Raw genomic sequence first — 26,905 nt, forward strand, 5'->3', positions numbered from 1 at the left:
TTGGTTGGGGCTTCACGGCTGGTGGCATACGGGGGCCACCGCCAGCCACCGGTCATTCTAGGGCAGGGCCGCAGGTCGGGCCGCCGGTGCCCGTCACGGGCGGGCGCCGGCCGGGAGTAGGCGGCGGGGCGGTGGCGAGGAGGCGGCTAGGAGGCGGCTAGGAGTCCACGGGGCGGCGGTGCGCCCCGCACCACCACCCCCACCGCGAGCGCGGGGGCGAGCGCATCCGGCGGCCGACGGGGCCGGGCCGGGACGCCAGTACCCGTTGCGCCGCGGCACCTGGCACGGGTCCTGGTAGGCGGCGGCGATGAACCACGGCACGCCGTGGCGCATCGAGATCCCCCACGAGCCGGCGTGGACGGCATGGTGGTGGTGCGAACAGGGCAGGACGCCGTTGTCCACGGACGTGGGGCCTCCGTGCTCCCCGTGCTCGACGTGGTGCGCCTCGCACCACGGAGCGGGGATGGTGCATCCGGGGGCGGCGCAGCCGCCGTCGCGGGCGACGAGGGCGCGCCGGAGGGTGCGGGTGAGCAGCCGGCGCGACCGGCCGACGTCGAGCACCTCGCCCTCGCCGCCCAGCACCACGGGGACCAGGTCGGCGTCCCCAGCCCCGGACCCCTGCCACGACGGGCCGCCGGGGATGGCGCCGGGCGTCGGCATGCCGGCCGCCCCCTCTCCGCGGCGGGGGTTCGAGGCCGTGGACACGATGGTCTTGAGGATCTCGTGCTGGCCGTCGGTCGCCATGAGGGACCAGCGGTGCAACCCGGCTGAGCGGCCCTTGTAGAACAACCCCTGGGCGGCCTGTGGCCGCCCGTCGGTCGGTTCCGCACCGTCGGGTCCACGACCGCCCCGAAGCGTGCCCGCCAGTGACCGCAGACCGTGCGCAGGTGTCCGGGTCGCACTCGCGGGCGGACGCCACCAGCAACCGCTCGCCCTCGCGGAGCATCTCGTCCACGGTCCCGGGCGCCGCGGGGAACCGGTAGGGCCACCGGGGTCTGCTCGTAGGCCTCGTCGACGAGATCTCCTCGACCTCGTCGACGTAGAGCCCCCACTCGTCAGCGGCGGCGGGGCTGGGCTGCCTTGGGAAGGCGGGCACGTGGACCACGAGGTCTGGTGTCGTCACCCGTCCGCACGGCTCGGCCAGGAGGACACGGCAGGCCTCGACGAGGTCGGCGGTATCCCCGGAGGACACGTCGTCCGGCACTGCGAGCGCCATGGCCCTCCCCTCCCCTGCTCGTCCGTTCGGCACCTGCCGTCCTGGTCCGGCGCCTGCGCCGATCCCGAATGACCTAGTACACATATTCGAACACGGACCGGGGACGCCCACGGAGGCTCCCTTCCCCTGGGGGAGCAGATCGAGGCGGCGGCCCGGTGTGGAGGAGCCACCGCGGGCGCAGGGCCGGTGGACGGAGCCGGAGGCGGAGCCAAGGGACGGAGCGCCCGGCATCCCTAGTGGCCCGCGGAGGGGTACGCCTACGCTGGGCCTCGCCGCGTGGCGGAGCCCGTCCCCGCCCGGGCAGGCCGGCGGCCTCGCGGTAGAGCCGGTCCAGCCGGGCAGACCCGCGCGGCACGCCCGTCCATCCCGCAGGCCGGCGCGATCGCCCCCCCCCCCCCCCCACACACACACGGCACCGCACGACGCCAGTCCCCTCGTCCCCCTCCTCCCGTCAGGATCCCGCCATGACCGCCCCTCGCCCGCCCCGTCCTCCCCGCGTCCGCGTGCACAACTTCGCGGTCTCCCTCGACGGGGTGGGCGCCGGCCGGAACCAGACCCTCGAGCGGCCGTTCGGTGACCCGGACCCCAGCCTGCTCATGTCCTGGGCCGGGGCGACGGACAGCTGGCCGAACCGCACCGAGCCGGGAGGCAGCCGCGGCCTCGACGACCACATCGTGCGGGACTTCACGCACAACATCGGTGCCGAGATCATGGGGCGGAACAAGTTCGGCCCCGTCCGCGGCCCCTGGCCGGACGAGGACTGGAAGGGCTGGTGGGGCGACGACCCGCCGTTCCGCACCCCGGTGTTCGTGCTGACGCACCACCCGCGCCCCTCGTTCTCGCTCAGCGACACCACGTTCCACTTCCTCGACGCCGCCCCGCGGGACGCGCTCGCGGTGGCCCTGGAGGCCGCCGGCGGGAAGGACGTGCGCATCGGCGGCGGCGTGTCCACGGTGCGTCAGTTCCTGGACGCCGACCTCATCGACGAGATGCACGTCGCCGTCGCCCCGCACCAGTTCGGCGACGGCCTGCGGCTGTGGGACTCGCCCACGGAGCTGGAGGACCGGTTCCGGCACGAGAGCGTCCCCAGCCCGAGCGGCGTGGTGCACCACTTCTTCTGGCGCTAGGCGCCCGCGGTCGGGCAGGGTCGGGGTCGGGCAGGGGACCGCTCAGTCCTCCGGCGTCGGCAACAGCTCCCACGTGTCCGGGTGCGGCACCGGCACGGGCCGGTGCCGGTCCCGATCGCCTGGGCGATCGTCCCGGCGATCGTCCCGCCGGACGCGGGGCACCGGGGCCATGCCGTTCCCGTCCCGGCCGCTCCCCGGACCGGGGCTCCCCCTCCGGTCGCCCCCGGTCGCCGAGCTCTCCGGCGGGAGCCCGACGGCGCCGCGCACCTTCACCGGCCAGTCGCCGGTGTCGTGGTGGGGGACGTCGGCCGGCCCCCGGGAGGGGGCACCGCCACCGGCCCCACCGCCACCCCCGGACCCTCCCGCCCTGCCGGCCCAGGCCGATGCGCGGTCACGCCGCAGCCAGGCCCGCCACTGCTCGCGGCTGTCGTCCAGGTAGTCGGGGTCCGGCAGCGTCTCGGGACGGTGCAGGTCCCACGCCCGGACGGCCTGCAGGCTGATCGCCCGGGGGCCGGTCCGGCGCGTGGTGCCCTCGATCAGCAGGAGCCGGGCGGAGAAGAGCATCTCCCCCGTCTCGTGCTGGGCCTCCGTGAAGAACGAGGCGTCCACGCACCCCGTGCCGTCGTCCACGGAGATGAAGACCACGCGCTTGCCGCTGCGCATGGGCGGCGTCTGCGTGGCCACGCGCACCCCGGCGACCAGGACCCGTGACTGCGAGCGCAGGCGCAGCAGGTCCTCCGCCGCCGTCACCCCGAGCGCGTCCAGGTAGGGCCGGTGCGACTCCATCAGGTGGGCGGTGGTGTCCATCGCCGTCAGGTCCAGCTCGGTGCGCACCCGCTGGTCCCGGCTCGGGGCGGGGAACATCGGCACGATCGCCGCGGCCTCCGTGTCCGGCAGGTCCAGGGACAGCTGGCCCTCGACCTGCCGTCGCGCGGCGGTGCGCCGGCGTCCGGTGGGGGTCTCGCCCAGGACCCCCGCCGAGCCGCCGGCGTGCTGCAGCTCGAGGTGGTGCACCAGGTCGGTCCGCGAGGCCCCGCCCGGGGGCAGCAGGCAGTCGAGCGCCCCGAGCTGGGCCAGCCGCTCGAGGTTGCGGCGGGTGGGCCGGGCGCGGTCGCGCACGTCGGCCAGCGAGGCGTACGGCTGCCCCGCCACGATCCGCCGCACCTCCGCCTCGCTCAGCCCGGACATGGCGGTCAGCGCCAGCCGGATCCCCCACCGGCCGGGGGGACGGTCGCCCCCGCCGGCCTCGGGACGTTCGGGGGCCCAGCGGGTGCCGGGCACCTCGGGATGCGCCGGCACCCACTCCATCCGGAAGTGCTCGGTGGAGGCGTTGACGTCCACGGGCAGCACCGGGATGCCCATCCGGCGGGCCTCGGCGATCATCAGCCGGCGCGGGTACATGCCGGGATCGTGCTCCAGGACCCCGGCCAGGAACGCCTCGGGGTGGTGGGTCTTGAGCCAGGCCGAGTGGTAGGTGGGCACGGCGAAGGCGGCGCCGTGGGCCTTGCAGAAGCCGAAGGAGCCGAAGGCGTGCAGGGTGCCCCAGACCTCGTCGATGACCTCCAGCGGGTACCCCCGCTCCAGCGCCGCGGCCCGGAAGCAGGCCTCCACCGCCTGCTCCTGGGGTCCGCCGATCTGCCGGCGGAACTCGTCGGCCCTCGCCAGCCCGCAGCCGGTCATCACGTCCAGCGTCCGCAGCACCTGCTCGTGGAAGACGGTGACCCCGTGGGTCTCGGCCAGCACCGGCTCCAGGTCCGGGTGCGGGTAGCGGGCCCGCGCGAAGCCGTGCCGCTGCTCGAGGAAGGGCCGGACCATGTCCGACTGCATGGGCCCGGGCCGGAACAGGGAGATGTCGATGATCAGGTCGTTGAACTCGACCGGGGCCAGCTTCCCGATCAGCTCCCGCTGCCCGGGCGACTCGATCTGGAACACGCCCAGGGTGTGGGTGGTGCGGATCATCCCGAAGGTGGCGTCGTCGTCCAGCGGCACCTCCTCCAGGTCCACCCGCCGGCCGGTGGTGCGCTCGATCTCCTCCAGGGTGTAGGCGATGGTGGACTGCATGCGCACCCCGAGCACGTCCAGCTTGAGCATGCCCATCGGGTCCATGTCGTGCTTGTCGAACTGGCTCATCGGCAGCCCGATCCCCGAGGGCTGCACGGGGGTGCGGTCCAGCAGGGTCGCGTCCCCCAGGATCACCCCGCACGGGTGCATGGCGATGTGCCGGGGCAGGCGGTCCAGCCGCTCGGTGAGGTCCACCAGCAGGTCGAGCTGCTGCTGGCCGGCGGCGCGGCCGGACTCGATCCGCTCGGCGAACCCGCGCAGCTCCGGCATCCGCTCCAGGGCCTCCCGGAAGCTGGAGGCGGAGAACCGCCACAGCTGCTTGGCGATCCCGTCCACCTGCTCCGGCTCCATCCCCAGCGCCATCCCGGCGTCCCGGACCGCCCCGCGCGCGCGGTAGCCGTTCTGCATGCTCATCAGGGTGGTGCGCTCGGCGCCGAACCGGGCGAAGACCGCCTCGTAGACGTCGTGCCGGCGGGCGGACTCCACGTCCACGTCGATGTCCGGCAGGGTGGAGCGGTCGTGCGAGAGGAACCGCTCGAAGACCAGGTCGTGCCGCATCGGGTCCACGTTCGAGATCCGCAGCAGGTGGTTGACCAGGGACGAGGCCCCCGAGCCGCGCGCCGAGACCCGGACCCCCATCCCCTCGATCATCCGCACGACCTCCGCCACGGTGAGGAAGTAGCTGGCGAAGCCGAGCCGGGTGATGATCCCCAGCTCGTGCTCCAGCCGGTGCTCCAGCTCCCGGCCGGCCCGCGAGGACGAGAACCGGCCGCCCCGGCAGAGGTCCGGGAAGCGGGCGCCGGCCCCGGCGAGGGCACGCTCGCGCAGGACGGCGACCGGGTCCCCCTCGATCCCGATCACCGAGGCCTCGGGCACCGTGGGCCGGCCCCAGCCCAGGTCCGGGCCGGGGTCCAGCCGGCACGCCTCGGCCAGGGCGTGGGTGGCCCCGAGCAGCGCCCGTGCCCCCTCGGCGCCGGTCCCGGCCTCGCGGCAGACCTCGCGGGCGACCTGGTGCAGCGGGCCGGACGGCTTCAGCCAGCCCTGGCCGTTGGGCTGCAGGTCGGTGACGGCCTCCAGGGAGCTCAGCGCCCGGACGGCGTCGAGCACGTCCGCGGTGGCGGCCCCGTCCGGGGTGGCGTAGCGCACCGCGTTGGTCAGCACCGCCGGCACGCGGACGTCCCCGGCGGCCCGGAGCATCCGCACGGCGTGCGCGGCGGAGAGCCGCTCCCCGGGCGGGGAGAGGTGGCAGACCACCTCCACCCGCAGCGACCCGGCGGGCAGGGCCGCCCTCCAGCGGCGCAGCAGGGCGCGGCCGGCGGTGTACTTGCGCGCGGCCATCAGGCGCCCGACGTCGGAGCCCGGTCCCAGCAGCACGAACAGTTCCGGCGCGGCGCCGTGGTGGGACCCGGCGGCGCAGGCCGCCAGCTCGGCCATCGTGACGTACGGGGTGCCCCCGGCGGAGCCGCCCGTGGTGTGGGCGTGGGCCGCCGAGACCAGCCGGACCAGGGCCCGGTAGCCGCTGCCGCCGCACCCGCCGCGGGCGAGCACGACGATGCGGCCGGCACGCGCGCCGGGACCGCCGGGCGCCGGAGGGAGGCCGGGGACCGCGGGAGCGCCCGGGGCCGGGGGGCCGGCCGGACCGGGCCGGCCGGCGTCGGCAGGTCCCCACCGCACCGCCAGGTCCACCCCGGCCACCGGGGCCAGGCCGTGCTCCAGGCAGGCGCCGACGTGCTTGGCGGTGCCGTACAGCCCGTCCCGGTCGGTGCAGGCCAGGACCTCGGCACCGTCCGCGGCCGCGGCGGCGGCCAGCTCCGCCGGCCAGGACACCCCGTGGTGGGCGCTGAAGGCGCTGGCCACGTGCAGGTGCGGGAAGCCCGCACCCATCAGGCGCTCTCCCGCAGCCGCACACCGGCGCCGTCGTGGATCCGGACGAGGCGCCAGCGGCCCGAGTCCAGGTGGTGGGAGACGTCCAGGGTGAGCAGGGGCGCGTTGCGGGCCCGCTCGAGGCGGACCTGGACGCGCCAGACCTCGTGGTCCACCAGCCCGGCGCCCCGGCCCCGCTCGGCCCGGCGCTCCTCGGTCCACCAGCGGCGCCGCTCGTACCAGCGCACCGGATCGGCCGCCAGGACGTACGTCCGCCCGTTCCATTCCAGGCGCCGGGGCACCCCTGCGGTGGTGCACTCGACCCTGACCGATTGCGTGAAGATTCCCATGGGACCTGGTTCCTGCCCTGTTCTCGTCGTGCCTTCTCGTGCCGTGGGGTCACCACCGGCGTGGGCCGGCGGTGCGTCCGGGTGCCCCGGGGCTCCGGGACCGGCCGTCTGGGAAGGAACGGTCGGTCCGGGGCCGGGACGGCCGGACTGGCGGTAGGAGGTAGACGGCCTGGGGGAAGGCGGGCCGTACTCCACCATGGTATTAGAACTCATGTTCTAGTACCAAGGGGGAGGCTACGGACCGCGCCTGACACGATAAGAGCGCAGGTCACGGCCCCCTCGGCGGCGGGGCGGGCCGCAGGGCGGGCCGCGGGGCAGGGGGGGGACCAGGGGACGCGGGAGGCCGGCGCCGCCCCACGCACGAGGCCGCGGCCCCGTGGGGGCCGCGGCCTCGGATCGGCCCGGGGGTCAGCGCCCCCGGGCCGGGGTCGTCACCGGGAGGACGGAGCCCCCGGGACGGCCGGCGTCACCAGGACGGCAGGGCGGGCAGCGGACCGTCGGCCTCCACGTTCTCGGCCTCGCCGCGGGCCAGCCAGGCCAGTAGGCCCTCCCGGTCCGACTCCACGCGCAGGGCGCCGTCCCCGACGACCCACTCGTCGCGCTCCTCGGTCACGAGCGTCATCCCCGGGGCTCCCTTGGCCCGCATGGTCCGCACGGCCGCCTCGACCGCGTTGAGCAGCGAGTCCGGGTCCGCCTCCTCGATGGTCCAGGCGGTGTCCAGGTCGTGGTGGTGCACCACGACCTCGGCGATCCGCAGGGCGACGATGGAGGTCACCGGGATCTCCTTGCCGTGCAGGTCCACCGACTCGACCGCCAGGTCCCCGCTCAGCCGCTCGGACTGGGCCGCGAAGTACTCGCCGGCCTCGCGCAGCCGCGCCACGAGCTCCTCGCGCGGCAGGGCGGCCAGCTCGTCGATCTCCGCGTCCCGGGCCTCCCGGGAGGGGTACGGCTGCTGCTCCTCGCCGGTCGTGGCCCAGTCGATGAGCCGCACGAGGGCCCGGCCGTTGGAGGCCAGGTGCGCCACGACGTGGGCCCGGCTCCACCCCTCGCACAGCGACGGGGCCCGGAGCTCCTCCTCCGACAGGGAGGCGACGGTGGCCTCGAGCATGGCGGTCTCCCGGCCGAGGCGGGACAGGTCGGAATGCAGTCGCGCAGGGTTGATCATGCACGCCACCCTATCCGTGGGACCGGTCACGGGCCACGACCCCCACCGGACCGTCCAGACGCATTCCGTCACCATCGAGAGCGTGGGGATCTCAACGATTCCGACCCCGGGCCGGCACCCCCCACCCCCCGGCGGATCACCGGGGAAAACCCTCATATGACGCCGCTCACATCTCTGGAACCGTAGTCGACAGTCCCGGGACGACTGCCGTCCCGCCACCGATCCGGCCACCCGGCCGTGACCCCGACCAGAGAGGAACCCCGGGAATGCCACAGGCTCATCACTCCGTCTCCCCGGACCCCGCCAAGGAGCGACGCACCGCCAACTGGGTCGCCGCCATCGTCTGCCTCGCGCTGCTGTTCGACGGCTACGACCTGACCGTGTACGGCACCGTGCTCTCCACCCTCATGGACGACCCCGGCCACATCGGCGCCGTGGACCCGGCCACCGCTGGCGCCCTGGGCTCCTACGCCCTGCTCGGGGTCCTCGTCGGCTCGCTGACCTGCGGCTTCCTGGGCGACCACTTCGGCCGCCGCCGCCTGGTCCTGGGCGGCATCGCCTGGTTCTCGATCGGCATGTTCCTCACCGCGCTGAGCACCTCCGTGATGATGTTCGGCCTGTTGCGCTTCCTGACCGGCCTGGGGCTCGGCGTGCTGCTGGCCACGGCCGGCGCGACGATCGCCGAGTTCGCCCCGGCCGGGCGCCGCAACTTCTACAACGCCGTCGTCTACTCGGGCATCCCGGCCGGCGGCGTCATCGCCGCCCTGCTCGGCATGGGCCTGCTCGAGCCGCTCGGCTGGCGCGGGCTGTTCCTCATCGGGGCCACCCCGATCCTGTTCCTGCTGCCCCTGGCCTGGTTCAAGCTGCCGGAGTCCCCGCGCTGGCTGCACTCGCGCGGCCGCGTCGAGGACGCCCGCCGGGTCAGCGAGCGCACCGGCGTCCCGCTCGTCGAGGAGGTCGTCGTCCAGCAGGCCGGCGCCGCCCCCGCCCGCCGCGGCTTCGCCGCGGCCTTCTCCCGCACCTTCTTCCTGCCCACGGTCCTGCTCGGCTTCATGTCCTTCTCCGGGCTGCTGCTGACCTACGGCCTGAACACCTGGCTGCCGCGCATCATGGAGGGCTACGGCTTCGACAAGAGCTACTCCCTGTCCTTCCTGCTGATCCTCAACGGCGGAGCCGTCCTCGGGGGGATCGTCGCCTCGATGGCCGCCGACCGCCTCGGCGCGCAGCGGCTCGTCGCCACCACCTTCGTGCTGGCCGCGATCACCCTCGTGCTGATGACCTTCCAGTTCCCCGCCCCGGTCCTGTTCCTCTACATCGCGATCGCCGGCGTGGGCACCCTGGGCACCCAGGTGTTGATCTACGGCTTCAGCTCGAACTACTACACCACCAACGCCCGCGCGGCCGGGGTGTCCTGGGTCGCCGGCTTCGGCCGGATCGGCGGCGTCCTCGGCCCGCTCGTGGGCGGCTGGCTCGCCGCGGCCGGCATCACCGGCGGCACCGCCTTCTACATCTTCGGCGGGGTCGCCCTCTTCGGCGCCCTCGTCACCATCCTGGTGCCCCGCCAGCGCCGGCTCGAGGCGGCCGAGGAGCGGGCCGAGGAGCTCGCCGCCGGCTCCTCCGGTGACCTCGCCGGCCCGGGCACCGGCCAGGGCGCACCCACCGTGGACACCGCGGGCACGCGGGCCTGAGGCCCTTCCCCGGTCCCGCACCGCGCGGGACCGGGGTCCCCCCACCACCGGGCGGGCCGGCGTCGACGACGCCGGCCCGCCCGTGGCATGTCCGGGGCCGCCCCCGACGGCGCGCGGGCCGGCAACGCGGTCCCGGGGAGCTCACTCCCCGCGGCGGTAGCGGGCGGCGAGCTCGCTGCGGGAGCGGATCCCGAGCTTCCGGTAGATCCGCGTCAGGTGGTACTGCACCGTCTTCTCGGCCAGGAACAGGGACCGGGCGGCCTCCTTGTTGGTGGCCCCGGCCGCCACGAGCTCGGCCACGGCCAGTTCCTGGGCGGTCAGCTCGCTCTCGGCCCGGCCGACGACGGCCAGCACCGGATCGGCGGGGTCCTCCACGCCGGAGGTGTCCATGCCGGTCGCCTTGAGCTCGCGGTCGCAGCGGTCCACGTAGGTCGTCGCGCCGAGGGCGTCGTACAGGTCCCGGGCGACCTGCAGCACGGAGGAGGCCAGGCGCCGCTTGCCCGCCCGGCGCATGCTCTGCCCGAAGGCGAAGCTGATGCGGGCGCGCAGGTAGGGCCGGTGCAGCCCGCGCAGGTGCAGCAGCGCCCGCTCGAAGTGCTCGCGGGCCGAGTCCGGGTCGCCCTGGGCGGCCACCAGCCGGCCGCGGGCCCACGCCAGCCGGGCCTCGTCGGTGGGGATCGCCCGTTCGCGCGGCACGGCCTCGAGGTCCCGCAGGAACGCGGCGGCCCGGTCGAGCCGGTTCGTCATGACGAGCGCGTTGACGTAGGTGTCCTGCCACGGCCAGAACGAGACGCGCTCGGGGGTCCAGGGGTCGATCTCGGTGAGCGGCTCGAGGGCCTCGAGCGCGCTCTCGTAGTCGGCCCGGGCCTCGTGGAAGCGGGCCCGCGCCAGGTGCGAGGGGACCTGCATGGCCGCGTAGGAGCCCGGGTGCACGGCGGCGCGCGAGACGTACTGCCGGGCCCGCGCCCAGTCCCCGCGCATGGACCACAGCTCGGCGGCGGTCCAGTACAGCAGCGGCCCCACGAGGGGCATGCGCGAGGCCTCCAGCCGGGACGAGGCCCGGGAGACCGTGATCGCGGCCGCGTCCCAGTCACCGAGGATCAGCTGGGTCCGGGCCAGCCACGCCTCGGCCCACAGCGAGATCCGCAGGGACCCCCCGCGCGGCTCGGTGGGGGTGGCGGCCTCGAAGTTGACGAGGGCGTGCTCCACGTCGTCGGCGCGCAGCGCGAGCCAGGCCGCGCCCATCTGCAGCCGCTGCTTCTGGGCCGTCTCCCCCGCGAGCCCGAGCGCCTCCTCGTAGGCCGCCTCGGCCTCGTGCAGGCGGCCCTGGGCGTAGAGGCCGAGCCCGTAGATCGCGGCCGACTCGACGTGCGCCGGCGCACCCGCCGGGGTGAGGGACATGGCCGTCTCCGCCCACCGGGTCATGGCCGGACCGTCCCAGGACGCCAGTCCGTGCAGCACGAGCCGCTGGGCCACCTGCGCCGCGGCCTCGGGGTCCGTGGCGGGATCGCTGGCCTCCCAGGCCTGGGTGAGCTGGGTCCGGGCGCTGTGGTTCTGGCCGGAGGCGGTGGAGAGGTAGCCGAGCACGGAGGAGCGCAGCGGCGAGGCGGGCATCGACTCGACGGCCGCGGTCCACACCTGCGCCTCGGCGATGCTGCCCGAGCCGACGAGCGCGTCCACGGCGCGCAGCACGCGGTCCCCGCGGTCGGTGCCGTCGGGCGAGAGCCGCGCGGCGGCGAACAGGGCGTTGGACACGTCGTGCCAGGCCCCGCGCCGGGCCTGGCGCCGGGCGAACTCCTCCAGTTCCCGGGCGAGGTCCTCGTCCGCGCCGAGCGTCGCCGCCACCCGGTGCGCCAGCCGCTGGCCCTCGTCCGCGACCACCTCGGCGGCCCGGCGGTGCAGGGCGAGCCGGCGGCTCGGCGGCACCAGGTCGTACACGGCCTCGGCGGCGCCGGGCTCCACGAAGTCCACCACCGACCGGGCCTCGTCGCTGCGCAGCCGCACGAGGCCCGCGCGGTGCGCCTCGTCGAGCGCCTGCATGACGGAGCCCACCCCGCTGACCCGGCCGGTCTCCTCCGGTCCGGCCTGGTCGCCCAGCACGGCCACGGCCTCGACGACGGCCGTCAGCTCCGGCGAACCGGCGGCCAGCAGGCCCGAGACCTGGGCGACCATCCGCGAGCTCGCCGGCAGCGACGGGAACCAGCTCTGCCACGTCTCGGGGGGCAGCTCGCCCAGCAGCTCCACGATCGGCTGGGGCCAGCCGCGGGTGTGCGCGACGAGCCGCTGGGCCGCCGTCGTGCCCAGGTCCAGCCCGAAGTCGCGCCGGGCGAGGTCCTGGACCTCGCCCGCGGTCAGCGGGTCCAGCTGCAGCCGGCCGGCCCGGTGGCCGTTGAGCGCGCCGAGCAGCCCGGCGGGCAGGCCCTGCGCGCCGGCGGAGTCCAGCGTCAGGACGAACAGCACGCGCTTGCCGCGCAGCCGGCGCAGCACGAAGACGAGGATCCGCAGGGTCTCCTCGTCGAGGTGGTGGACGTCGTCGATCGCGACGACGACGGTCGCCTTGGCCTGGAGGGCCTCCAGGTGCGTCATGAAGGTGGCCGCGTGCGCGGCCGCCTGGGCGGGGGTCAGCTCCGGCACGGGCGCGGAGGAGGGGACGGCGCCGGCGTCGTAGGCCTTGGCCGAGCGGATCGGCGCCGTCTGCATGAGCTGGGAGTAGCCGGCCAGCGCCAGCTGCCGCTCCCAGGGGTCGCCCACGGCGCTGAGCACGCGCACGCCGCGCAGCAGCTGGCGGCAGTGCTGCAGGAACACCTCGAGCACCGCGGTCTTGCCGGAGCCGGCGGGACCCGTCAGCACGACCGTGCGCACGTGGCCGCGGCGCACCTCGCGCAGCGTCTCCTCGAGGTGCGCGAAGACGGCGTCCCGGCCCACGAGCGGCTGCTCGTGGGCCGGGTCGCCGTCGAGGGCACCGGAGGACATGGCCGAGAGCCTATCCGAGTGCGTGGGCCACCAGCGCGGCCCGGCGACGACCACGGCGGTCAGCCCAGGTCGCCGCCCGCCACCGGCAGGACGCTCCCCGTGAGGTAGGAGGCCTCGCGCGAGGCCAGGAACACGATGGGCGCGGCCTGCTCGTCCAGGGTGCCGTAGCGCTTGACGAACGAGGAGTCCACGGTCTGGTCCACGATCGCCTGGTACCAGGCGCGCTCGGTCTCCGACTCCGCCTCCGGGCCCCGCTTGACCTTCCGCGGCGGCGCCTCGGTGCCGCCGGGGGCGGTGGCCACCACGCGGATGCCGCGCCCGGCCACCTCCATGGCCAGCGACTGGGTCAGGGCGTTGACCCCGCCCTTGGCCGCGGCGTAGGGCACCCGGTTCATGCCGCGGGTGGCCACCGAGGAGACGTTGACGATCACCCCGGAGCCCTGCTCCAGCATGGCGGGCAGCACGGCGCGGCAGGACCACAGCGTGGGGAACAGCGAACGGCGGATCTCCCGCTCGATCTTGTCCTCGTCGTACTCCTCGTAGGGCCGGGCCCAGATGGTCCCGCCGACGTTGTTGACCAGCACGTCGACCCGCCCGTGGGCGGCCAGGGCCGCCTCGACGGCCTCGACGGCACCGGCGAACGTCTCCAGGTCCGCGGTCACGGCGGTGGCCGAGCCCCCGGAACCGGACCGGCCGGCCTCGCGGTCGATCTCCTCGGCCACCTCCAGGACGAGCTCGGCGCGGTCCACGAGCACGACGGCGCCGCCCTCGGCCGCGATGCGCTCGGCCACCTTCCGGCCGATCCCCTGGGCCGAGCCGGTCACCACCGCGACCTGGCCGGCGAAGCGGCCCGGCGCGATGACGTCCCCGGCATACGGTGCCACCATCAGGCGACCCCCTCCTTGGCGTCGATCGCGGTGCTCATGGTGCCCTTGGCGTCGCGGGCGTGGTCCATGATGATCGCGCGCGCCCTCTCGCGGTCGCCCTGCTCGAAGGCGGTGACGACGTCCAGGTGGTCCTGGGCCACGCGGGAGAAGATCTCCGTGCCCTTCTCGAAGGTCGCGGCCATCTGGGCGTGGATGTCCAGGCGGCGGTAGGACTCGAGCAGGGTGGGGTTGCCGGAGATGGTGAAGAGGTACTCGTGGAACTCCTCGTTGGTGCGCACGTACTCCTCGGGGTCGCCGACCCGGTCGCCCTCGACGAACGCGACCGTGGCCTCCGCCAGGCGCCGGAACTGGGCGAGCTGCTCGTCGCTGAGCCGGCCCATCATCAGCTCGGTGATGGCCAGCTCCAGGCCCATGCGGGCGTCGAGGTGGGCGAAGCTGTCCTCCTTGCGGAAGTCCAGCCGGCCCGTCTCCAGGGAGGAGATCGCCTCGGCGGCGGTGATCGTGTCCCCCTCGGCCGCGACCTTCTCGGGCGAGGCGGGGGCGCCGGTCTCGGCGTCGCCGCCGGTGGTCTCCTTCGGGGCGAAGCGCTCGAAGTAGAGGTTGGCCGGCTCGATGCCCTCGGAGTCCAGCCACTTCGAGACGGCGTTGACCATCGGCGGCGGGCCGCACAGGTAGATGTCCACGTCGCCCTCGTTGACGTGGGTCGGCTCGATGACCTGGGTGACGTAGCCGGTGTGCGGGGCGGAGGTGCCCGGCTCGGAGGCGATGTAGTCCCACGTGAAGTTCGGCAGGCGGTCCTCGTAGGCGCGCAGCCAGTCCAGGCCCACGATGTCCGCCTCGCGGGTGACGCCGTAGACCAGGTGCACGGGGTACTCGGTGGGGCCCTCGCACAGCTTCTCGAGGATGGACAGCAGCGGGGCCAGGCCGGTGCCGCCGGCCAGCAGCAGCAGCGGGCGCTTGGGCTCGCGCAGGAAGAAGGAGCCGTAGGGGCCGGTGAACTCCACGGTGTCCCCCACCTGCGCGCGGTCGCGCAGGTACTCGGACATGGCGCCCTGCGGGGAGATGCGCACCATGAAGGAGGTCTCCTCCACGTCCGGGCCGGTGCTGAAGGAGTAGGAGCGCTCCGCGTCCGTGCCCGGCACCTTGATGTTGACGTACTGGCCCGGCAGGAAGGCGAGGTCCTCGCGGTTCTCCGGGGTCAGGGTGAAGGAGATCGTGGACTCGGAGTGCTTGTCCAGCTGGGTCAGCGTGGAGGTGAACGCGGCGGCCGAGGTCTTGGCGGACTCGGCGGTGGCCGGCACCTGGATGGTCATGTCCGACTCCGGGACGGCCTGGCAGGTGAGCAGGTAGCCCTTCTCCAGCTCCTCCTCGGTCAGGGCGTCGTCGATGAAGTCGCCCGGGTCGAACGTGCCGGAGTCGCAGAACGACTTGCACGTGCCGCACGCGCCGTCGCGGCAGTCGGCCGGGATGTTGATGCGCGCCTTGTAGGCGGCGTCCATGATGGTCTCGAAGTCGCCGACCTTGACGACCTTCGTCACGCCGTCCTCGAAGCTCAGGGCTACCTTGTGTCCCATGGGTCCTCCTTGGTCCGGGCCGCGTCCTCGCGGCCCGCTGAATCGGTGGTGGTGGCCGGCCGCGCTCCGGCGGCCGCCAGGGGTGGTCCGGGCGGGCCCGGCGGGCGGGCCGATAGGGGCCCGCCCGCCGCGGATCGTCCGTGCCCGGCGCGCGCCGGGCGGTCCCGGAGGACCTCAGATCATGTAGATGTCCACCACGTGGTGGATGTAGTCGTTCTTCAGCACGACCTTCTTGCTGCGGATGACCGGCTCGGCGCCCGAGAGGTCGATCGTGTAGAAGCTGGTGCCGAAGTAGGTGTCCGTGGACTGGTACCGGTAGTACAGGGTGAACCAGTTGAACCGGACCTTGACCTGGTCGCCGTCGCGCTCCAGCAGCTCCACGTCCGTGATGTTGTGCCCGGTGCGCGGGTCCGGCAGGGAGGTGGCGGAGGAGCGGTCGGTCTTGATGCGGAAGACGCGGTCCTCGATGCCGCCCCGGTTGTCGTAGTAGATCAGGGAGATCTCGGACTGCGGGTCCTCGGTCAGCTCGTCGTTGTCGTCCCACGCCGGCATCCAGAACTCGGAGTCGGGGTGGTAGCACTCGAGCCACTCGTCGAACTTCCGGTCGTCGAGCAGGCGGGCCTCCTTGTACAGGAAGGCGCGGACGGTCTCGAGCGTGACGAGGTCCTCGGTGGTCTTGACGGTGGGCACCGCGGTGGCAGTGGTGGTCATGGGAGCAGCTCCTCGCAGTTCGTGGTGGTCTCGGTCAGGCCAGGGCCGGCTCGGCGGTGCGGGGCTCGGCGGTCCCGGACCCGTCCGCGGCGGCCTCCTCGGCGGCCACGGCCTGCTCCATGACCCCGTGCCAGTACATGTGCTGGATCGGGTAGAGGCCCTCGTCCTCGGTGCGCACACCGGAGGCGATGACGTCGTTCATGCCCAGGGCGGCGGCCTGCTCGTCCGGGCCCTCGACCTGGTGGGTGGAGCCGCGGGACATGTCGTTCCACTGGGCGGTCTTGGCCCAGTAGGTCTTGTTGCAGGAGCGGAACTCCTCCAGGTCGTCCGGGGTGGCCATGCCGGTGGCGTTGAAGAAGTCCTCGTACTGGCGGATGCGCTTGGCGCGGTTCTCGGCCGACTCGCCCTTGGGGGCGATGCAGTAGATGGTCACCTCGGTCTGGTCCGCGGAGATCGGGCGGAAGTGACGGATCTGCGAGGAGAACTGGTCCATGATGTAGACGTTCGGGTAGAGGCACAGGTTGCGCGAGATGTTGATCATGAAGTTCGCCATCTCCTCCCCGTACTTCTCCACCAGCTCGTCACGGCGGTCCCACAGCGGACGGTCCTCGGGGTTGGTCCACTCCTGCCACAGCAGCAGGTGGCCGTGCGGGTAGGAGTAGAACCCGCCCTTGACCTTGCCCCACTTGCCGGCGTCCATGGCCTTGGTGGTGTTGGCGGAGTCGCCGGCGGTGCGGCGGGCGGTGGTGGCGGCGTAGTTCCAGTGCACCGAGGTCACGTGGTAGCCGTCCGCGCCGTTCTCGGCCTGGACCTTCCAGTTGCCGTCGTACGTGTAGGTGGAGGACCCGCGCAGGACCTCGAGGCCCTCGGGCGACTGGTCCACGATCGAGTCGATCACCTTGGTGGCGTCGCCCAGGTGCTCCTCGAGCGGCAGCACGTCCGCGTTGAGCGAGCCGAAGAGGAAGCCGCGGTAGGAGTCGAAGCGGGCGACCTTGGTCAGGTCGTGGGAGCCGTTGGTGTTGAAGCCCTCGGGGTAGCCGCCGTTGCGGCCGTCCTTGACCTTGAGCAGCTCACCGGAGTTCTTGAACGTCCAGCCGTGGAACGGGCAGGTGAAGGTGGTGCGGTTGTCGGTCTTGCGCCGGCACAGCATCGCGCCGCGGTGGGAGCAGGCGTTGACGATGCAGTTGAGCTTCTCCTCCTTGTCCCGGGTGATGACCACCGGGGTGCGGCCGATGTAGGTGGTGAAGTAGTCCCCGACGTTGGGGATCTGCGACTCGTGCGCCAGGTAGACCCAGTTGCCCTCGAAGATGTGCTTCATCTCGAGCTCGAAGATCTCCTCGTCGGTGAAGATCTCCCGCTTGGCCCGGATGATGCCCTTCTCACGGTCGTCGACCACGGCGTCGGTGAGGACTTCCCGGACGTGGGACAGGTTCTCGGTCATGGCGTTCTCCTTCTGGCAGTGACACCGCGCGCCGGGCCGGCGGGCCCGTGTTCCGGCACGGTGGCGGAAAGTACGCCTGCCAGTCTGCACAACGGTGACTGCGCTCACATCAGGGGAACCCCTAGGCCTGACCAAGGGTCTGATTCATATGCCTTTCCTATAGAGTCCCGCGGGGGGCCCTCTTGGAAATCACCACGTCATCGGGCCTATGCTGGCCCGCGGGACCGCGCCGTGTGGCCCGCGTCACGGACGCCGGGATCACTCGGTCCCCCGCCCCCGCCGGGCATCCGGGGCCACCCCGGGGGTCCCCCGGGTCGTGTCCCGTACGGGACCGGGATCCCGCCCCCGGCCCGACGCCGGCCCCACCGGTGCGCGGTCGAGCTCCCCCGGCCCCCCGGGCGGCGGACACCCACGACGGACGGAGGCGCCATGACCGATCGGCACCCGGCGTGCCCCGCGCCCCGAGACGCCACCGCCCCGCGGCCCGCCGTGCACGTCCGGTCATCGGCCGGGTCCGTCGCCGGCCGCCGGCCCGGAGCCCGACGCGCGGCCCCCCTGCGCCCCGGCGACCTCCGTGGCCGACGCGACCCGCAGGCCGTCGTGGTCGCGGCGCTCCAGCAGCCGGGACACGGCGTAGCCGATCACGATGCCCCAGAAGGCCGAGTGCAGGGTGAACAGGTCCAGGCCGGAGATCGTCACCACGAAGGTCACGAGGGCGCCGAGGGTGAAGGTCGTGGAGAAGGCGGTGACGAACGCCTGCAGCAGGGCCCGCAGCATCGCGATCCCGCCCAGGGCGAGCACGAACGCCTCGGGGGTGGCCAGCATGAACCGGACCAGTGCGGGGGCGAACAGGGCGCAGGCCAGGGACAGCACCGCGTAGACGAGGGCCGCGGTGTACTGCCGGTGACGCTGCCCCGAGGCGGTCAGCAGCGCGTTCGTGGGACCGGTGACGCACGCGGACACGGCCCCCACGGCGGCGTTGACGAGCGAGAAGACGCCCGAGGCCATTGCGAACGCGGTGATCGGCGGGCGGTGGCCCGCGGCCCGCAGCACCGCGATGCCCTGGCCGTTCTGCACGAAGAGCACCGTGATGGCCAGCGGCACCACGAGCTCGAGCTGCGCGGCCCAGGTGAACTCCGGGACGGTGAACACCGGGGCGGCCAGCACGGGACCCTCGCCCCGCAGGGCGAACCGCCCGCTGACGACCACCGCGACGACGCCCACCACGAGCGTGCCCAGCACCGGCGGCAGGACCCGCCCGAGGGCCGGCACCGCGGACAGCACGAGGTAGGCGATGACCATGGGCACGGCCACCGCGGGGTCGTCCCGGCTCGCGTCCACGATGTCCGTGCCGAAGCGCAGGAAGACCGCCGCCACCATGGCCATGATGATCGGCATGGGGATCGCGGACATGACGCGGCGGACCAGCCCGGTCATGCCCAGGGCCAGCACGAGCACGCCGCAGCCGAAGAACGCGCCGACCACCTCGGCGAAGGACAGGTGCTGCAGGGACGGACCGAGCAGCACCGTGCCCGGGATCGACCACGCGAAGCCCAGCGGCTGGCGGTAGACGAGGGACATGAGGAGCGTGGCCAGTCCCGCGGACAGGAAGATCCCGAATACCCACGAGGCGAGCTCGGCCTGGGCCAGCCCCCCGGCCGTCCCGACCGCGAGCGTCACGGCGATCGGCCCGGAGGCGGAGAACACCAGCCCGACCAGGCCGTTGGCGGCGTACTCGGGGCCGAGGTCGCGCCACGCGCGGCGCAGCCCCGCCGGCCGCGTTCCGGGACGCTCGAACAGCGGCTCGCGGCGCGGTGCCGCGGGCGCCGGTCGGTCCTCAGTGGCGGTCATCCCCGCTCCTCCCCGTCCTGCTTCTCGTGCTTCTCGTGCTTCTCGTGCCCATCGCCCCGGCGGGACCGGGCTCCAAGCGCGTCACCGGGCGACGCGGGCCACGCCAGTCCATCATGCGCCGGGACCCCGGCCCCGCCGCCAGGCGTGCCCAGCGCAACCTGGGTATGGCATGCCCAGGCTCCGCCGGCGGCGCGGGCGGCGCGGGCGGCGCGGGCGGCGCGGGCGGCGCGGGCGGCGCGGGCGGCGCGGGCGGCGCGGGCGGCGCGGGCGGCGCGGGCGGCGGGATCGGCACGGAGGGTGGGGACAGCAGGTCCACGACGGAAGGCGGCAGGACGATGAGCACGGCACCGGGAACGGCGGAACGGGCGGCGATGCGGGACGCGAGGGGCGAGGCGCGGGAGGCCGGCACCGCGGCGGCAAGGGGCGCGGGCCCGGGGACGGGCCCGGCCCGGGAGGCGGGCGCGGAGCTGGGAGGGTTCCTCCGGGCGCGCCGGGCCCTGGTGGACCCGCCCCGGCACGGTGGCGGCCGGCGTCGGGTCCCGGGGCTGCGCCGCGAGGAGGTCGCCGCCCTCGCGCAGGTCAGCACGGACTACTACACGCGGCTCGAGCAGGGGCGGCACCGCCGGCCCTCGGACGCGGTGCTCTCGGCGCTCGCCGAGGCGCTCGAGCTCGACGACCTCGCCACCCGGCACCTGTTCGACCTGGCCCGGGCCGTGCCCGTGTCCGCTCGGGGCTCGGCGCCGGAGCCGGTCCAACGCGTCCGGCCCTCCCTGCACCTGCTGCTCGACTCGTTCACGGAGCACCCGGCCTTCGTCCGCGGCCGGCGCACCGAGGTGCTGGCCATGAACCGCCTCGCCGCGAGCCTGCTGGCGGACCTGCCCGCGCGCCCCGCCCGCGAGCGCGCGCTCGTCCGATGGGCCTTCCTGGACCCCGAGGCCCGGCGGCGGTACGTGGACTGGGAGGCGGTGGCCTCCTCCATGGTGGGCACGCTGCGGCTCGACGCCGGCCGGCACCCGGGCGATCCGCTGCTGGAGCGCCTGGTGGACGAGCTCAGCGCGGGCAGCGCCGAGTTCCGGGCGTGGTGGGCGGACCACCGGGTGGCCGAGCGCCGGGACGGGACCAAGCGCCTCGTCCACCCGGTGGTGGGCCGGGTGGACGTGCGCTACGAGGCCCTGGACGTGACGGGGGTGGAGGACCAGACCCTGTTCGTCTACACGACGGAGCCCGGCAGCGACTCCCAGGCCGCCCTGCACCGGCTGGCCGGCCTGGTCGCCGCGGACGCGGGCCCCGTCGCGTCCCGGAGGGGGACTCAGGCGGAGACGTAGTCCGGGAAGGCGGCCGGCTGCGCGAGCGGCTTCTTCGCGGGGTCCATGTCGATGCCCAGGTCCTGGGCGAACACGGTGTGGCTGCCCGTGTAGACGCCCTCGGCGTTCTCGTCGAGGGTGAACACCCGCGCGCCGCGCAGGGTGTGGGTGTCCGCCGTGCCGTCGTTGAGCCCGTAGGTGCCGAAGCCGGTGCCCGGGCCGTAGCCGAGCTCGATCCCGAAGTAGTTGCCGATGAACGTGTTGATGTGGTCGTGGCCGCAGTACATGCCCCGGACGTCCCCGCGCTCGAGGGCGGCCGCGTACAGGCCCGAGTTCACCAGGCCGGTGTAGATGCCCTCGTTCTTGACGCCGGTGATCCCGTGGCGCTCCACGGCGGCGGCGTGGCCGGACTCGTCCGAGGTGAACTGCTGGCCGTACCACATGTGGTGGAACTCCCACACGGGGATGTGGAAGAACATCAGGGACGGGACCGTGCCGTGGCGCTCCTCGGTCTCCAGGGAGAGCCGCCGGTACCAGTCGACCTGCTCCGGGCGGATCCAGTCGTAGCCCATGAGCCCGTCGTGGCCCTGGCCGTCCAGGGTCTCCGGGGCGTAGCGGCCCGAGTCCAGCAGCCACAGGCCGAAGGCCGGTCGGTTGGCCTTCGAGGAGCGGATGAGCAGCTGGGCGTTGGACTCGCCGGGCACGTCCGCGCCGGCCTCGCCCACCGCGGGGTTGAGGTTGTGCTCGTACTGGCGCAGGAACTCCACGATCCTCGCCTCGACCATGGAGGTGCCGTTGTCCGCGACCGAGTCCTCGTCGTGGTTGCCGAAGGTGATGGCCCACGGGATGCCCCGGGACTCCATCGGCATGACCACGTTGTTGTAGGCCTGCTTGACCTCGCGGTCGGTGCGCGGGGAGCCGTTGATGACGTCACCGTTGATGACGACGAACCCGGGCTTCTCCTTCTCCAGCACGCCCTCCATCAGCTCGATGGTCCGGCGGTCGGTGAGCGGACCGTCCTGCGTGTCGTTGAACTGCACGACGGTGAACCTCCCGTCCCGGCCGAAGGACAGCGGCATCCCCCCGGGGGCGGCGGAGCGCCGGGCGGGGGCGGCGTGCGCGGCGGAGGGCAGGGCGGACAGCAGCCCGGCGGCGGCCAGGGCACCGCCGCCGGCGAGGATTCCGCGGCGGCCGACGGAGGGGGTGGTGGGGGTCATGGACAGGCTCCTCAGGATCGATGGCGCCCGCGTCGGCACGCGAGCCCAGCGATCGTAGGAGCGCCACGGGACGGGCAGGGGGCCACCGTCCTGCCGCCGGGGGTACTGCGGGTGTCCGGCCGGTGAACGCGGCCGAAGCCGGGCCTCAGACGAGCGTGTCCTGCTGGCCGGGACCGCACGCCGGGACGAGGAGCTCCGGGCCGTTGTTGCGCACGTTGCCGACCTCGGGGCCGACCTCGTCCAGGGTCCACCCGGAGGCGGTCCGGTACGCCTGCTCCCGCACCCGGTCCACGAGCTGGGCGGCGGCCTCGGCGGAGGGCAGCTTGACCGGCTCCAGCCACGCGTCCATCGTCCCGGCGTCCATCGGCAGCGGGAGCCGGTCGTGCAGGGCGTGCAGCCGCTCCAGGGTCTCGTCCCCGGTGCCCGCCTCGGGGGACGGGCCGGTGAGGATGCTGCAGCTGAGCAGCCACCGGCCGGGCTCGCCCTCCGGCACCGACTCGTCCTTCCACCACTCGTACAGGCCCGCGAAGAAGATCAGGGACCCGTCCGCCGGGTGCACGTAGAACGGCCGCTTGCGCGCGGCCTTCCCGTCCGGGCCCTTCTCCCCCGCGGCCGGCTTGAGCCACTCGTAGTACCCCTCGACCGGCACGGCGCAGCGGCGGGCGCGCACGGCCGCGCGGAAGGTGGGCTTCTCCGTCACGGTCTCGGACCGGGCGTTGAACGCGCGCGAGCCGGTCGAGGGGTCCTTGGCCCATGGCGGGACGAGCCCCCAGCGGGCCACGTGGACCTCCCGGCGCACCTCGCCGTTCCCGGGCTGCCCGGCCTCCCGGCCGTCGTCGTCCGCGGAGCCCGGCCCTCCCGACGCCGGCACGGCGCGTTCCAGCACCACGGCCACGTCCGCGGTGGGCGCCACGTTCCAGTTCGCGCGCAGGTCGAGTCCCTCCTCGGGCTCGACCGCCCCGGACTCGGCCACCAGGTCACCGATGGCCCGTGCCATCACATACCGTCCGCACATGGGACCAGTGTGCCGCACGGCCGGGCCGCCGGTGAGTCCCGGGCGACCGCCGCCGGGGCCTCAGGCGGAGCGGGCGCCCCCGGGCCCCCGGCCGGGAAGGAGGTCGGGGGCGGCGGGCCCGGGGACGGCGGCCGGGGGCGGCCACGACGCGGTGCACCGCACGCCCGCCTCGCGCAGCGCGGCGTCGGCCAGGATCATCCCCAGGTGGCTGAAGGCCTGCGGGTAGTTCCCGGCCAGCCGGGCCGTGACCGGGTCGTACTCCTCGGCCAGCAGCCCCAGCTCGCCGCCGTACCCGACGAGGCGGTGGAACAGGGCGTCGGCCTCCGCGGTGCGCCCCGTGCAGGCGTACTGGGAGACGAGCCAGAAGCCGCAGATGAGGAACGGGGACTCCGGGCCGTCCAGGCCGTCCACGGCGGAGTCGGTGCGGTACCGGCGCACCAGGCCGTGCTCGTCCACGAGCTCGTCCTCGATCCGCCGGACGGTGGCCAGCATGCGCGGGTCGTCCGCGGCCACCAGGCCCGTGTGGGGCAGGGCCAGCAGGGAGGCGTCGGCCTCGTCGCTGTCGTAGGCCTGGAGGAAGACGCCGCGGCGCCCGTCCACGCCGTGGTGCTCGATCTCGGCACGCAACCCGTCGCGGATCGCCCGCCACCGCGTCGCGTCCCCCTCCAACCCGTGGCGCTCCACGGCCCGGACGCCGCAGTCGAAGGCTGCCCACAGCATGGCCCGGCCGTGGGTGAAGTAGCGCCGGCGCCCGCGCATCTCCCAGATGCCGTGGTCCTTCTCGCCGAGCCGCTCGGCGGCGCGCCGCAGCAGGGTACGCTGCAGGCTCCAGGAGAAGGAGTCCTCCTCCACGCCGGCCTCCCGGAGCCTCTCGAGGGCGAGCATCGCCTCGCCCACGACGTCGGCCTGGTACTGCACCGTGGCGCCGTTGCCGATGCGCACCGGGCGGGAGGACGCGTACCCGGCCAGGTGCCCGAGCGTGCGCTCCCCCTCGATCCGCTCGCCGCCGATCCCGTAGAGCACCTGCAGGTCGTCGTAGTCGCCCGCGATCGCCCGCAGCAGCCAGTCCCGCCAGGTCCGGTCGGCCACGCCGTGGGCGATCATCGCCTCGATGGTCATGGCCGAGTCCCGCACCCACACGTACCGGTAGTCCCAGTTGCGCACCCCGCCGAAGGCCTCCGGCAGGGACGTGGTGGCGGCGGCCACGATCCCCCCGGTGTCCCGGTGGGTCAGGGCCCGGAGCACCAGCAGCGAGCGGCGGATCGGCTCGGTGTGCGCGGTGGACCGGATTCCCTCGGCCCACCCGCGCCACGCGCCCACGGTGGCGGCCAGGGCCGCGGGCACGTCCACGGCGGCCAGCGGCCGCTCCCAGGAGCGCATGCAGGTCAGCGACCAGGACAGCCGCTGGCCGGCGGTGAGGGAGAAGTCCCCGACGTGCCGGTCACCGTCGGGGTGCAGGAGCGGACCGTGCAGGACCAGGCCGTTGGGCCCGGAGACGGCGGTGAGCATCTCCTCGCCGTGGGAGGTGAGCCGCCGCACCCAGGGCTTGCTCAGGCCGTAGCGGAAGCGCATGACCAGCTCGTGCCGGACGGTCACCTCGCCCCGGACGCACTCGACCTGGCGCACCACGTCCACCCGGTCCTCGGTGTCCGGCATGAACTCGGTGACCACCGCCTCGCCGCCCGGCGTGCGCCAGCGGGTGACCAGCACGAAGGTGTCCCGGAGGTACTGCCGCCACACGACCTCGCCGTCCACGGGGGCCAGGCTCCAGTGTCCGTTGCCGTGCGTGCCGAGCAGGGCCGCGAACACGGCCTCCGAGTCGAAGCGGGGCAGGCAGAGCCAGTCCAGGCTGCCCTCCCGGGAGACCAGCGCCGCGGTCCGGCGGTCGGCCAGCAGGGCATAGGAGTCCAGGGGAGGATGGCCGCCGTCGGGGGTGGTCTGCATGAGGGCCGCACCTTTCGCGCTCGTGCCGCCCCGGGGACACCCGGGGTCCCATGGTGGCCCGGCCGGGAGGGCGCTGCCCAGCCCCTGGGGCCCCGCGGGCGGCCGAAGGCGGGCTGGGGCGGCCCGGGCGGGGTCCGCGGCGCGCGGTGGGTGCGCCGGGCGCCGGGACGGGGGCATCATGACCGGGTGGAACCGTGGCAGATGCGTGAGTGGCACGCGGAGTACCTCGAGGCCTGCAACCGCCACGACCTGGAGGCGATCCGCTCGTTCCTGGACCCCGAGGTGCGGCGGGCACACCTGCCGGGCGGGGACCGGGCGTGGCTTGACGACCTGGACGCGCTCTTCCGGGCGTTCCCGGACTGGCGGTGGCGCCGCGTCCACCTCGTGGTGGAGGACGACCGGCTCGCGGTGCACTTGCGCGGCAGCGGCACCCACCGCGGCCCGTTCCGGGGCATCACAGCGACCGGGCGGCACGCCAACGTGGCCGAGTTCGCGATGTACCGGGTGGCGGGCGGACGCATCACCGAGTCCTCCGGCCTGGTGGACGAGCTCACGCTGCTCGCCCAGCTCCGCCGCGGCGTGCCCTGACCGCTCGGCCGGCCGGAGCCGGGGACGCGGAGTCACCGGGAGTCATCCCCGTCAGCCTCACCCACACCGCGCCCGGGGTGTGGTGGGATGGGGGCAACCCCCGCCCCACCGGCCGGCGGCCGGGCCGCGTGCCCGGCACCGTCCCGCGCCGGGCGGGCACCCGTGCACAGCGAGAAGGAGCATCATGCCGCAGAAGGTCCAGGGCGTCGTCGCGACCGCGAAGGACGCCCCCGTGAGCATCCAGACCATCGTCATCCCCGACCCGGGGCCGGGCGAGGCCGTGGTGGACATCCTCACCTGCGGGGTCTGCCACACCGACCTGCACTACGTCCAGGGCGGCATCGGCGACGACTACCCCTACCTGCTCGGCCACGAGGCCACCGGGGTGGTCTCGGCCGTCGGCGCCGGGGTCACCGAGGTCGCCGTCGGGGACAAGGTCATCCTGAACTGGCGGGCCGTCTGCGGGGAGTGCCGGGCCTGCAAGAAGGGCCAGCCGCAGTACTGCTTCAACACCCACAACGCCGCCCAGAAGATGACCCTCGAGGACGGCACCGAGCTGTCCCCGGCCCTGGGCATCGGCGCGTTCGCCGAGAAGACCCTCGTGGCCGCGGGCCAGTGCACCAAGGTCGAGGGCGTCACCGAGGACCAGAACGCCGCCGCCGGCCTGCTGGGCTGCGGGATCATGGCCGGCATCGGCGCGGCCATCAACACCGGCGAGGTCAAGCGCGGCGAGTCCGTGGCCGTGATCGGCTGCGGCGGGGTCGGCACCGCCGCGATCGCCGGGGCGGCCCTGGCCGGGGCGACCACGATCATCGCCGTGGACCTGGACGACCGCAAGCTGGAGACCGCCCGCGCCCTGGGCGCCACCCACACCGTGAACTCCAGGGCCACCGACCCGGTCGAGGCGATCCGGGAGCTCACCGGCGGCTTCGGGGCCGACGTGGTGATCGACGCGGTGGGCCGCCCGGAGACCTACAAGCAGGCGTTCTACGCCCGGGACCTGGCCGGCCGGGTCGTCCTCGTCGGGGTGCCCACCCCCGAGATGACCCTCGAACTGCCCCTGCTGGACGTGTTCGGCCGCGGCGGGTCCCTGAAGTCCTCCTGGTACGGGGACACGCTGCCCTCCCGGGACTTCCAGATGCTCATCGACCAGTACCACCTCGGCCGGCTGGACCTCGACGCCTTCGTCACCGAGACCATCGGGCTGGGCCAGGTGGACGAGGCCTTCCAGACCATGAAGTCCGGCGAGGTCCTCCGCTCGGTGGTGGTGCTCTGATGGCGCGCATCAACCGGCTCGTCACCTCCGGGACCTTCTCCCTGGACGGCGGCACCTGGGACGTGGACAACAACGTGTGGATCGTCGGGGACGACGAGACGTGCGTGGTCATCGACCCGGCGCACGACGCCGAGGCCGTCCAGCGGGCCGTGAACGGACGCCAGGTGGTGGCGATCCTGCTCACCCACGGCCACGACGACCACATCCGCGCCGTCGGGATGTTCCGCGCCCTCGTGGACGCCCCGGTCCTGCTGCACCCGGACGACCGGATGCTGTGGGACGCGGTCTACCCGGACCAGGGCCCCGACGGCACGATCGAGGACGGCGACGCCTTCACCGTGGCCGGCACCACCCTGACCGCGCTGCACACCCCCGGGCACTCCCCCGGCTCGGTGTGCTTCCACGCCCCCGGGCTGACCGGCGAGGACGGCGCCCCGGGCGTGGTGTTCACGGGTGACACCCTGTTCCAGGGCGGCCCGGGGGCCACCGGGCGGTCGTACTCGGACTTCGGCACGATCATCGAGTCCATCAGGGCCCGGCTGCTCACGCTGCCGGCCGAGACCACGGTCCACACCGGCCACGGCGACTCCACCACCATCGGCGCCGAGGCCCCGCACCTGCAGGAGTGGATCGACCGCGGCCACTGAGGCCGCG

At 74.2% G+C, this 26,905-nt stretch carries 19 protein-coding genes; 6 read left to right on the forward strand and 13 right to left on the reverse strand.

Annotation, left to right across the window (positions count from 1 at the left end; genetic code table 11):
• Positions 1-93: 93 nt before the first annotated feature.
• Positions 94-744: an HNH endonuclease signature motif containing protein gene (locus E7744_RS08295; RefSeq protein ID WP_137773708.1), complete on the reverse strand. Its 651-nt coding sequence runs from the start codon at positions 742-744 to the stop codon at positions 94-96.
• Positions 745-1,680: 936 nt separating this feature from the next.
• On the opposite strand from E7744_RS08295, the gene E7744_RS08300 reads away from it, so the two are divergent.
• Entirely contained in the window at positions 1,681-2,343 is a 663-nt protein-coding gene (locus E7744_RS08300; protein ID WP_137773709.1) for a dihydrofolate reductase family protein, read from the forward strand.
• Between the two features lie 42 nt (positions 2,344-2,385).
• On the opposite strand, the gene E7744_RS08305 is transcribed toward E7744_RS08300, so the two are convergent.
• From E7744_RS08305 to E7744_RS08315, 3 genes are all read right to left on the reverse strand, one after another.
• Positions 2,386-6,288, reverse strand: coding sequence for a DNA polymerase III subunit alpha (locus E7744_RS08305; RefSeq protein ID WP_137773710.1), 3,903 nt, complete (start codon positions 6,286-6,288; stop codon positions 2,386-2,388).
• Positions 6,288-6,617, reverse strand: coding sequence for a DUF6504 family protein (locus tag E7744_RS08310; RefSeq protein ID WP_137773711.1), 330 nt, complete (start codon positions 6,615-6,617; stop codon positions 6,288-6,290). The genes E7744_RS08305 and E7744_RS08310 overlap by 1 nt, the downstream gene beginning before the upstream one ends.
• Positions 6,618-7,083: 466 nt before the next feature.
• Positions 7,084-7,782 (reverse strand): maleylpyruvate isomerase family mycothiol-dependent enzyme, encoded by a 699-nt coding sequence (locus E7744_RS08315; RefSeq protein WP_137773712.1) that lies wholly within the window; start codon positions 7,780-7,782, stop codon positions 7,084-7,086.
• Positions 7,783-8,048: 266 nt separating this feature from the next.
• Here E7744_RS08315 and E7744_RS08320 point away from each other — a divergent pair, with 266 nt between their 5' ends.
• Complete coding sequence (locus E7744_RS08320; protein ID WP_137773713.1) at positions 8,049-9,470, forward strand: aromatic acid/H+ symport family MFS transporter; 1,422 nt, start codon at positions 8,049-8,051, stop codon at positions 9,468-9,470.
• Positions 9,471-9,611: 141 nt separating this feature from the next.
• On the opposite strand, the gene E7744_RS08325 is transcribed toward E7744_RS08320, so the two are convergent.
• From E7744_RS08325 to E7744_RS08350, 6 genes are all read right to left on the reverse strand, one after another.
• Positions 9,612-12,443, reverse strand: a complete 2,832-nt coding sequence (locus E7744_RS08325) for a LuxR family transcriptional regulator (protein ID WP_137773714.1) — start codon at positions 12,441-12,443, stop codon at positions 9,612-9,614.
• 59 nt (positions 12,444-12,502) lie between these two features.
• Complete coding sequence (locus E7744_RS08330; protein WP_137773715.1) at positions 12,503-13,330, reverse strand: 1,6-dihydroxycyclohexa-2,4-diene-1-carboxylate dehydrogenase; 828 nt, start codon at positions 13,328-13,330, stop codon at positions 12,503-12,505.
• Positions 13,330-14,904, reverse strand: coding sequence for a benzoate 1,2-dioxygenase electron transfer component BenC (gene benC, locus E7744_RS08335; RefSeq protein WP_137773716.1), 1,575 nt, complete (start codon positions 14,902-14,904; stop codon positions 13,330-13,332). Before benC ends, E7744_RS08330 begins: the two co-directional genes overlap by 1 nt.
• A 174-nt stretch (positions 14,905-15,078) precedes the next feature.
• Positions 15,079-15,615: a benzoate 1,2-dioxygenase small subunit gene (benB, locus tag E7744_RS08340; protein WP_137773717.1), complete on the reverse strand. Its 537-nt coding sequence runs from the start codon at positions 15,613-15,615 to the stop codon at positions 15,079-15,081.
• 34 nt (positions 15,616-15,649) lie between these two features.
• Entirely contained in the window at positions 15,650-17,056 is a 1,407-nt protein-coding gene (gene benA / locus E7744_RS08345) for a benzoate 1,2-dioxygenase large subunit (protein ID WP_137773718.1), read from the reverse strand.
• A 501-nt stretch (positions 17,057-17,557) separates the two neighbouring features.
• Entirely contained in the window at positions 17,558-18,907 is a 1,350-nt protein-coding gene (locus E7744_RS08350) for a benzoate/H(+) symporter BenE family transporter (protein ID WP_246858362.1), read from the reverse strand.
• A 335-nt stretch (positions 18,908-19,242) separates the two neighbouring features.
• Here E7744_RS08350 and E7744_RS08355 point away from each other — a divergent pair, with 335 nt between their 5' ends.
• The gene (locus E7744_RS08355) at positions 19,243-20,232 is read left to right on the forward strand and encodes a helix-turn-helix domain-containing protein (RefSeq protein WP_246858363.1); all 990 of its coding nucleotides are present in this window, start codon (positions 19,243-19,245) and stop codon (positions 20,230-20,232) included.
• On the opposite strand, the gene E7744_RS08360 is transcribed toward E7744_RS08355, so the two are convergent.
• The 3 genes from E7744_RS08360 to E7744_RS08370 form a co-directional block, all read right to left on the reverse strand.
• Complete coding sequence (locus E7744_RS08360; RefSeq protein ID WP_137773719.1) at positions 20,217-21,428, reverse strand: metallophosphoesterase family protein; 1,212 nt, start codon at positions 21,426-21,428, stop codon at positions 20,217-20,219. The two genes, E7744_RS08355 and E7744_RS08360, sit on opposite strands and share 16 nt — an antisense overlap.
• A gap of 145 nt (positions 21,429-21,573) precedes the next feature.
• Positions 21,574-22,443 (reverse strand): SOS response-associated peptidase, encoded by an 870-nt coding sequence (locus tag E7744_RS08365; protein ID WP_137773720.1) that lies wholly within the window; start codon positions 22,441-22,443, stop codon positions 21,574-21,576.
• 60 nt (positions 22,444-22,503) lie between these two features.
• The gene (locus E7744_RS08370) at positions 22,504-24,387 is read right to left on the reverse strand and encodes a glycoside hydrolase family 15 protein (protein ID WP_137773721.1); all 1,884 of its coding nucleotides are present in this window, start codon (positions 24,385-24,387) and stop codon (positions 22,504-22,506) included.
• Positions 24,388-24,588: 201 nt separating this feature from the next.
• On the opposite strand from E7744_RS08370, the gene E7744_RS08375 reads away from it, so the two are divergent.
• The 3 genes from E7744_RS08375 to E7744_RS08385 all read left to right on the forward strand — a co-directional run bounded on the left by E7744_RS08375 (position 24,589) and on the right by E7744_RS08385 (position 26,898).
• The gene (locus E7744_RS08375; protein WP_246858365.1) at positions 24,589-24,975 is read left to right on the forward strand and encodes an ester cyclase; all 387 of its coding nucleotides are present in this window, start codon (positions 24,589-24,591) and stop codon (positions 24,973-24,975) included.
• A gap of 184 nt (positions 24,976-25,159) precedes the next feature.
• Complete coding sequence (locus E7744_RS08380; RefSeq protein WP_137773723.1) at positions 25,160-26,251, forward strand: S-(hydroxymethyl)mycothiol dehydrogenase; 1,092 nt, start codon at positions 25,160-25,162, stop codon at positions 26,249-26,251.
• Positions 26,251-26,898: an MBL fold metallo-hydrolase gene (locus tag E7744_RS08385; protein WP_137773724.1), complete on the forward strand. Its 648-nt coding sequence runs from the start codon at positions 26,251-26,253 to the stop codon at positions 26,896-26,898. The genes E7744_RS08380 and E7744_RS08385 overlap by 1 nt, the downstream gene beginning before the upstream one ends.
• Positions 26,899-26,905 lie beyond the last annotated feature (7 nt).

It is taken from the genome of Citricoccus sp. SGAir0253 (assembly GCF_005877055.1).
In the GTDB taxonomy this organism is placed as follows: domain Bacteria; phylum Actinomycetota; class Actinomycetes; order Actinomycetales; family Micrococcaceae; genus Citricoccus.

Coding starts and splice junctions, on each gene's coding strand:
- E7744_RS08295 (WP_137773708.1), bottom strand. CDS start 744: ATGGCGACCGACGGCCAGCACGAGATCCTCAAGACCATCGTGTCCACG.
- E7744_RS08300 (WP_137773709.1), top strand. CDS start 1,681: ATGACCGCCCCTCGCCCGCCCCGTCCTCCCCGCGTCCGCGTGCACAAC.
- E7744_RS08305 (WP_137773710.1), bottom strand. CDS start 6,288: ATGGGTGCGGGCTTCCCGCACCTGCACGTGGCCAGCGCCTTCAGCGCC.
- E7744_RS08310 (WP_137773711.1), bottom strand. CDS start 6,617: ATGGGAATCTTCACGCAATCGGTCAGGGTCGAGTGCACCACCGCAGGG.
- E7744_RS08315 (WP_137773712.1), bottom strand. CDS start 7,782: ATGATCAACCCTGCGCGACTGCATTCCGACCTGTCCCGCCTCGGCCGG.
- E7744_RS08320 (WP_137773713.1), top strand. CDS start 8,049: ATGCCACAGGCTCATCACTCCGTCTCCCCGGACCCCGCCAAGGAGCGA.
- E7744_RS08325 (WP_137773714.1), bottom strand. CDS start 12,443: ATGTCCTCCGGTGCCCTCGACGGCGACCCGGCCCACGAGCAGCCGCTC.
- E7744_RS08330 (WP_137773715.1), bottom strand. CDS start 13,330: ATGGTGGCACCGTATGCCGGGGACGTCATCGCGCCGGGCCGCTTCGCC.
- benC (WP_137773716.1), bottom strand. CDS start 14,904: ATGGGACACAAGGTAGCCCTGAGCTTCGAGGACGGCGTGACGAAGGTC.
- benB (WP_137773717.1), bottom strand. CDS start 15,615: ATGACCACCACTGCCACCGCGGTGCCCACCGTCAAGACCACCGAGGAC.
- benA (WP_137773718.1), bottom strand. CDS start 17,056: ATGACCGAGAACCTGTCCCACGTCCGGGAAGTCCTCACCGACGCCGTG.
- E7744_RS08350 (WP_246858362.1), bottom strand. CDS start 18,907: ATGACCGCCACTGAGGACCGACCGGCGCCCGCGGCACCGCGCCGCGAG.
- E7744_RS08355 (WP_246858363.1), top strand. CDS start 19,243: ATGAGCACGGCACCGGGAACGGCGGAACGGGCGGCGATGCGGGACGCG.
- E7744_RS08360 (WP_137773719.1), bottom strand. CDS start 21,428: ATGACCCCCACCACCCCCTCCGTCGGCCGCCGCGGAATCCTCGCCGGC.
- E7744_RS08365 (WP_137773720.1), bottom strand. CDS start 22,443: ATGTGCGGACGGTATGTGATGGCACGGGCCATCGGTGACCTGGTGGCC.
- E7744_RS08370 (WP_137773721.1), bottom strand. CDS start 24,387: ATGCAGACCACCCCCGACGGCGGCCATCCTCCCCTGGACTCCTATGCC.
- E7744_RS08375 (WP_246858365.1), top strand. CDS start 24,589: ATGCGTGAGTGGCACGCGGAGTACCTCGAGGCCTGCAACCGCCACGAC.
- E7744_RS08380 (WP_137773723.1), top strand. CDS start 25,160: ATGCCGCAGAAGGTCCAGGGCGTCGTCGCGACCGCGAAGGACGCCCCC.
- E7744_RS08385 (WP_137773724.1), top strand. CDS start 26,251: ATGGCGCGCATCAACCGGCTCGTCACCTCCGGGACCTTCTCCCTGGAC.